This window comes from Undibacterium umbellatum (assembly GCF_014284125.1).
GTDB classification, from domain to species: domain Bacteria; phylum Pseudomonadota; class Gammaproteobacteria; order Burkholderiales; family Burkholderiaceae_D; genus Undibacterium; species Undibacterium umbellatum.
This window is the reverse complement of record NZ_JACOFX010000031.1, coordinates 1-7,131: the sequence shown is the minus strand read 5'-3', so window position 1 is coordinate 7,131 and position 7,131 is coordinate 1. Positions and strand designations below refer to the sequence as shown.

At 43.2% G+C, this 7,131-nt stretch carries 4 protein-coding genes; 3 read left to right on the top strand and 1 reads right to left on the bottom strand.

The features are described from left to right. Nucleotides 1-1,740 precede the first annotated feature (1,740 nt). Nucleotides 1,741-2,619 carry a tyrosine-type recombinase/integrase gene (locus H8L47_RS27815; RefSeq protein WP_222616711.1) on the bottom strand — a complete coding sequence of 293 codons (879 nt, stop codon included), beginning with the start codon at nucleotides 2,617-2,619 and terminating at the stop codon, nucleotides 1,741-1,743. Nucleotides 2,620-3,354: 735 nt separating this feature from the next. Here H8L47_RS27815 and H8L47_RS27810 point away from each other — a divergent pair. From H8L47_RS27810 to H8L47_RS27800, 3 genes are all read left to right on the top strand, one after another. Then, nucleotides 3,355-4,380 (top strand): ParA family protein, encoded by a 1,026-nt coding sequence (locus tag H8L47_RS27810; RefSeq protein ID WP_186957084.1) that lies wholly within the window; start codon nucleotides 3,355-3,357, stop codon nucleotides 4,378-4,380. 11 nt (nucleotides 4,381-4,391) lie between these two features. Beyond that, nucleotides 4,392-5,327 carry a ParB/RepB/Spo0J family partition protein gene (locus H8L47_RS27805; protein ID WP_186957083.1) on the top strand — a complete coding sequence of 312 codons (936 nt, stop codon included), beginning with the start codon at nucleotides 4,392-4,394 and terminating at the stop codon, nucleotides 5,325-5,327. A gap of 225 nt (nucleotides 5,328-5,552) precedes the next feature. Beyond that, on the top strand, nucleotides 5,553-6,668 hold the full coding sequence (locus tag H8L47_RS27800) for a hypothetical protein (protein ID WP_186957082.1): 1,116 nt from the start codon (nucleotides 5,553-5,555) through the stop codon (nucleotides 6,666-6,668). Nucleotides 6,669-7,131: the final 463 nt, after the last annotated feature.

The window sequence follows — 7,131 nt, the reverse complement described above, 5'->3', positions numbered from 1 at the left end:
TTTTTGGCGGTTTTCTCAGTGGAGCAGTCTGGGAGTTGATAGATCGGGCACGCACTTTGATCTGCATGCGCGCTTCTTTTTGGCTAGAATTTATGTGCAGACGCTGGCTACACTGGAGCAAAGGCACTTCACCCTATTTGATAGCACGTACATTCCGCATGCAAAAAGGGCATGGGCAGCAAGCTGCTGAGCTTGCGAGCACCTATGTAGACCTTGGATTGTTGAAGTCGCGGGGAAGTTGGTTCAATCGTTTTCGAAAACAATTGCTGAGATATGAAAAACTGGAAAGAAGTTGCCAGGTACTTAATCACCTGGAGGATGCAAGCATTGCCTTCAGAAAAATGCTTTTGGAAAAAAATTATTACTTACCGATAAATTCTAAATTTATTTTACGCTACCTATGGCAAACTATTTTTTGGGGGAGACTCTTTCTCAGCGTTCTCGATTCGTGCGAATTCAGCCCTAATGCCTTTTACGGCTCCTATTAGAGGAGCAAAATACAACCGTGGTGTTTCTTTGGCTGCAATTCTGATTTGTTGAAAAACTCGTCTTAAAGTCACTTCCATATCTCCTTGACAGAAATTTTGTCAGTTGAATCAAAGGCTTCCAAAAAACTCAACCACAACGATGTTTTACCATATTGTCAGCGATGGTGAACTAAGGAACCTCTGATTAAGTCCGGTTCGCCATTCGTAAGTCATTGATTTTTCGAAAATTAATTTTGCGATTTTGGACCTAATCAGAGGTGCCCTAAATTCTTTCAAGGCAATAATAGTAGGATGTAGCTCTAAGGAAGGGTAAATTAATATGCATTATTATTGCATAAACTGCTCAGCCCGTTTACCGCGGTAGCTGGCGATTGCATATAATCCAGACACTACAATTGTGACCGCTGGCACTATCAAAACCAAGTATGCCAGGCCACTTATCTCAAAATCCATAGTTACCTCTTCGACTTTAGCCTATACCTGCTTTATTTTATGAAATTTTTTCTGGATTGCAAGTAGTAGTATCTTTAGAGAAGGCGATTCTGGTTAGATATCTGGCTGCTGTCTTTTGTATGGGACAGACTTGGGCCTCACGTCATTAGGCCCAACGAGAGAAAGCAGCGATCCTTTTCACGATTAACGTGAACCGCGATGCGAAGGCATGCGCAACATCATCATCCTGCTGATCAAAACAGACTCATTATCATGGTTGCTGGTATTGCCTTAAGAGCCTTTTTTCCAGATCCACCAGACTGTATAGCTTGAGACCGTACGGAATTCTACAGATTTTTTTACATGCTATCGCTGCCAAGTATAAAGCCTGCTCATAAAAATGATTTAGGCAGAAAGAAGGTGGAGTGTTTCTGTCGTAAAACGTCGTATTTTGTAGTACGCAATCTTGATAGAGCTAGACCCCAATATCCAATGAAGCTTGCGATTTGATTACGATCCGGGCAGGGGCGGATATCACCGGGATTTTCTGCTTGAAATACTTGCAAAAGGGCGGGAAAAGCGGTCTACTAGCGTTGTGGGCAAAGGTCCACACATTTCGAGGGGCATCAACCCCTAGTCTTTAGAAAATTGGCCGCAAATGCTCTAAAGCATCGCTTTACATTTTTCATAACGTTAAATATTTTTTAATTTATTTATTTATTTTGTAAAACTGCAATCCGTACATTTCCGAGTGCTAGTAATCTTCTATTTTGCTAATCAAATTCTTTTAAATCAATGGCTTAGAACTTCGCACTATTGATCATGCTGTTCGCTTTAATCGCTTTTCTTTCTCGACCAGGAACAAATACTTCTGCGCGGAAGCCTGTTTCTTAAGGCCGAGAAACTGCCCTACTAACTCAACCGAGGCATTTTCTTTCTGAAGCTCACGAAATGCAAAAGAGTTGCGTAGCGTTCTGCCGCCGCTATGGGTGGTTTCAATACCGGCACGTTCGAAGGTAGCTGTGACTTGTCTGTAAACCGTCGCCTTGTTCAACGGCTTCAAATCTGTCAAAGAGGCAGGGAACAATAGTTTGGTGGCCAGGCCCATTTGTTTCCTCTCCATCACCCAGTCCATCACGATATCCACCGCAAAGGGGCGTAATTGTGTCCGATGGTTGGTACCGTTCCCATCAACCGATGCAGGAGAGATACTGATCGGAACCGAACCATTGATATCGATCTCCCCGATATTCTCAATATACAGGCCAACGACCTCCGACACCTTAAGACCCGCCCCAAGCATGATCGCCTGCATCGCCCTATCACGCCTCTTCTTCCAGCCTTCAAAGCTCCCATGGCCCTTATACGGGCTTGCCAAGGGCAAATTCCGGATGAACAGCGCCTGCTGTTCCAGCGTGAGCGCCACCTTTGACTTATCCCTCCCAGTTGAAGCACTGTTAAACAACTCAACCGTAGCAATAGTTGCTGGATTCGGCTCCATCGCAATATGCGCATACACCCGCTCCAACAGCCTCAAATACCTCACCCTGATAAGGCTCAAAGGCTTTGTGTTTCCCTCCCCTTTCTCAGCCTCCCCTCCATCAAGAAACCGCACAATATCACCTGGCGATACTGCGCGCAGCGGCTTTCCGTCCAGGTAGCGAAGGAATTTACCAAACATCGCGATATAGACGGTCATAGCTGAAGCACGCATAGGGCGTGCGCTTTCACCAGAACTCCCTTGTAGGCCCCTTGGGCGCCGCCCCAAGGATACAAAAGCCTCTGTTCTGACGAAGGCTTGGAATGCCTCCAGGGGAGCTAAGTCCCAGTTTTCAGGGGTATCGAAAATGTCCATACGAATAAAATGCAATTAACGGAAAAGTTATCACTGATAATAAAATCAGCTTACAACGAAATACGTTGATCTACCAACTCTAACGTCACTACCAGACAATGTTTCTTGGCTCAGGGGCTTGCTCGTTAATTGCATTTGCTGTTACGTCTTGAACTACCAGAATCATAGCATAGTACTCTTTCTTACTATCGCCACGGCAGGACGATGCATAAAGTGGAACTTCGGCTCTACATGCAGTAGATGCGACACCAAACGGTCGCTTATACGAAAAAGCTTATAGCATCTGGTTCCTATTTTTTCGACTTTGAAATAGGTCCTTTTTTAAAATTCGAGTAGAAAAAAGCTATTTCTTCGTATTTTTCATACCGTTTCAAAAAAACCGGGCAGCGCAATTCAAGTAATATTGCTGAAATTTTGCACCTAACAGCAAATTGAACACCAGGTTAACATTGCAACCCAGAGTCGATATTTAGACATCTGCACATTTTTTGGCTGTATGTTTTTTTATTTTAATTTTTCTTGCAAATGTACGGGATGTAATTTATTATGCAACCTGGTATGAAAAAATAAAGGATTGTTATGCGTAATTATCTTGGTGTTCGCCTTAAATTAGCGAAAGAATTCTCGGGTTTCACCGATTCAGATCGGAAATTCAGGGATACTTATCGCGGCGAAGATCAGAATTCGGCGCATAAATATTACCAACCGTTTGAGATCAGAAAAATCAGATTACATTTGCTCGGATTGGAAGATAAAGAACAACGTTCTTTACCTCCAGTAATCAATTTTCGAATGGCAAAAGGCGGCACCGGCAAAACCACAATCGCAGGCAATATCGCTGCATGTCTTGCGCAATTTGGCCACAAGGTACTTGTCATAGACGGAGATCCTCAAGGTTCGCTTAGCAAAATGTTTGGTGTTGATGTTAGCCAGGAGATTACCCATATTGGCACCCTTATGCAAAGGGCGTCAAAGGGTGAACTCCCGAAAGTTCAAGATGCGATTGTTCCAATTTATTCACATGGTATGCTTGATTTAATACCCGCAGATATAACACTGGCAAATGCTGATACCTGGTTAATCTCTGCGATTGGTAGAGAGAACACCTTTTTAAGATTACTTGAAAAAGAAAAAGATTTCTTTTGTCAGTATGAAGCAATAATTATCGACTCCGCGCCTGCTTCTTCGTTACTCACTCAAAGTTTCATGATTGCATCAAAAACTATCATGGCTGTGGTCAATCCGGAACCTGAATCAGTCAAAGCGTTGGATGTGCTGAAGTCAAATATACTCGAAATTAATAGTGCTATGACCCAGAGGGGTTTTAACCTCGACATGCATATTATTGTCAATAAATTCAACCAGACCAAAAAGCCACACCAAGAATCGCTCCAATTCATTATTGGAGAGTACAACGGCAAGATTAACGACACCATCGTCCGAGATTTCATTGGATTCCTTCGGCAGACAGATCTATTTGATGACACGAATTCTGGCCCTGTTCTCGAACGCGAGCCGGGTAGCGTGGGTGCACGGGATATTATTGATTTATCTAAGTCCTTAATTAAGTTCCACAATATTCCTCTTTCGGGTCAGAAATCATAAAAAGTGCGGTTATGGCAAGCAAACAAATAAAAGTATCCGGGCTCATTGCGGCTGGGACCATTAAGGACCCTGGACCGATTCAGGGAGATTCAATTGTTGACATCGTCGCCACGGTGGATGTTCCAACAAATGAAAGCAAACATTATGTAGATCTTCCTCTTGATCTAATTGACGATAGTCCATATCAACCAAGATCAGTCTATCGTGGCGAATCTATTGATGACCTTGGACACACCTTAGCTTCTGCAGGACAGAAAGAGCCAATTCAAGTTCGGCCGGTTGGAACTAGATACGAGTTGATCGCAGGGCATAGGCGTTTGCGCGCAGCGCGGAACTTGGGTTGGACAACGATCAAGGCTTACGTCATTCATATGAATGACCAGGAGGCCGAACTTGCCACCCTTGTTCACAATGAAGGCAGAGAGGACCTTTGCGATTACGAAAGAGGAAAGGCATTTTCCCGTGCACTGAGTAGAGGTCTGGCCAAAAATCAATCTGATTGTGCTGCGAAATTTGCTACTAGCCAGGCTGTTGTTTCCAAGTGCATTGGCATGAGTAAGTTGCCGCAGCCAATTGTTCAAATGCTCGAAAGCAAGCACGATCTGTTTGGCTATAACTGCTCTGAAACAATACACAAGCTAGTTGCAGAGTACCCAGAGAGACTTGAGTTAATCACTGAGGCAGTTGGTAGATTGAACTCTGGTGCAGATCAAAACGGAATACGTAGCTGGGTCGAGCAAATGATTGGGATAGGTTCTCGTAAAAAAGGCCCTACCCCACTTGTTATCACTGATGACTCTGGCAAACAGATATTTTCTGCTGTACTTGACGGTAGGGTGCTTACTGTGAAAATCAGCGACCCAACCATTGACGCAAATATGGTGCAAAAACGCGTATCGGAGAAATTGTCCGAGATCAGTAAATCTAATAATGTTGAAATTGAATAAATTATTCTACTAGAATAATTAAGGATTCCAAAAATGATATAACAAATTTGAAAATCCTTAAATACAAAAGCCCCGATCTGGAAAATCGGGGCTTTTGATATTTTGGGGCCTACTTAAGTATTTCGAGTCTGCCGGAAAATAAGAAGAAACCTGAGAACTTCATCTTATTCCCCTAAGACCCATTTGTCAAAACTTTTTCAAGCTTTGCTTGGATCGAGGTGGTATATGCACGTCCCTACTGTACATGATGTTATTAAACCCTATCAGAAGTATCCAAAGGTTATTCAGCAGTCTATTCTCCGGGTTGAGACCCACCCAGCATTCTCAATCCTGACAAAGGCAGGTAAAAGGGTACTAAAGTGCCTACTCACTCGGGTAAACCAAGGTGATGGTGAGTTCCCGATACGAGCCAGATTAGACATGGTTGCGGAAGGAGCTGACGTAAGTTACAAGACAGTGCAGCGAACGATGCAAATTCTTAAGTCGCTCACCTGGCTGTCACCAGTTTCCCCAGGGAGGACAGACTGGGGCACGTTTAGTTCTTTTCGTTATCAGTTTTCAGCCGACTTTTGTTCGTTGGTGAAACTCCCTACGAAATCTAAAACAATAAATCAGATTGAGGATGAGACAATTTTGTCCGACGGTACTGTATACATAGATCTTAGTTTTAAAGAAGATCAATTAAAGATTTCTTTAGAAAACAAAGGCAAAAACCCAATAACCCTCCCTGAGGAATTACGCGAATTAGAGGCGTTCGGGGTAAAGGAAACGGGTATTTGCAAGCTCAGGGGATTAGCGCATACAGCCGGCTATAAACTTGAGCATATTTGGACTGTAGCCAAATCATACTGTGAAAAGTTCAGAATCAACGGTAATCGACTTTACCGATATATTTCAAGAATGATTCAAACAACTAGCGATTATGAAAAGCGAGCTCTGCAAATTCTTCGTATGAACGATGTATCTGAAACCTCCACGATTGAAAAACCTAACGGAGCCAAATATAGTTTTAAGAATTTCGTTGGAACCGGTGTACGAGTCAGAATATTTGACGGCATCGCTGAAGTTATCAAGCAAAACGGCGACGTGTTCACTGTCTCTGGGGATGCACTGAAGAAGCTTTATAAGGATATCGAAGATAGACGATTGGTTAATCAAGACGATTCTCGATACTGCGCTAACCGGGCGCCTGAAACAGAAAAGCGAAGTAAGGACGCAAATAATAATGTTAGATGCACAACGTCGGTGCATAGTCCCGTGTTGTCGACTATCGAAATGCGACCAGCTATGGTCGAAGCGAATAGGCTATTGATTAGGCAACTTTTGAACATTAGAAAATAGTCTCATGCAATGCTCCTTATGTTTGCTTGCTGCCCTGGTCGCTTTGGGTCACTGCTTGTACTTGGATCGGGTGGTGTGTCTGTTGATTTAAAGTATCGCAATCATTTCATACTCACTTTGTTGTGTTTTTGATTTGGTATTTTTACAAATGTCAGTTTCTATTGTGATTCCGCTGAATGACCCTTTACCCTCTCTTTGGGATAATATTTGTATGCGCATCGTGATAGTAGTTGCGTAAGCCGATAAGGTAGTCATAAGCTAATCTTGTTTTGATGGGAGGTAAAGTTAGTTCGCTTTGAATGTATGCCGCGACCCGGCAATGCGCTTTAGGCTAGAATGAGGTGTACTGTCAATAGCGGACACTCATGTTCTAAGCTGCCTGTGACTGCCGATTAAAATTTTCAGCAAACAAGGCTGGCGATATATTGCCAAGACGCGAGTGACGTCGCTGGCGGTTATAAAA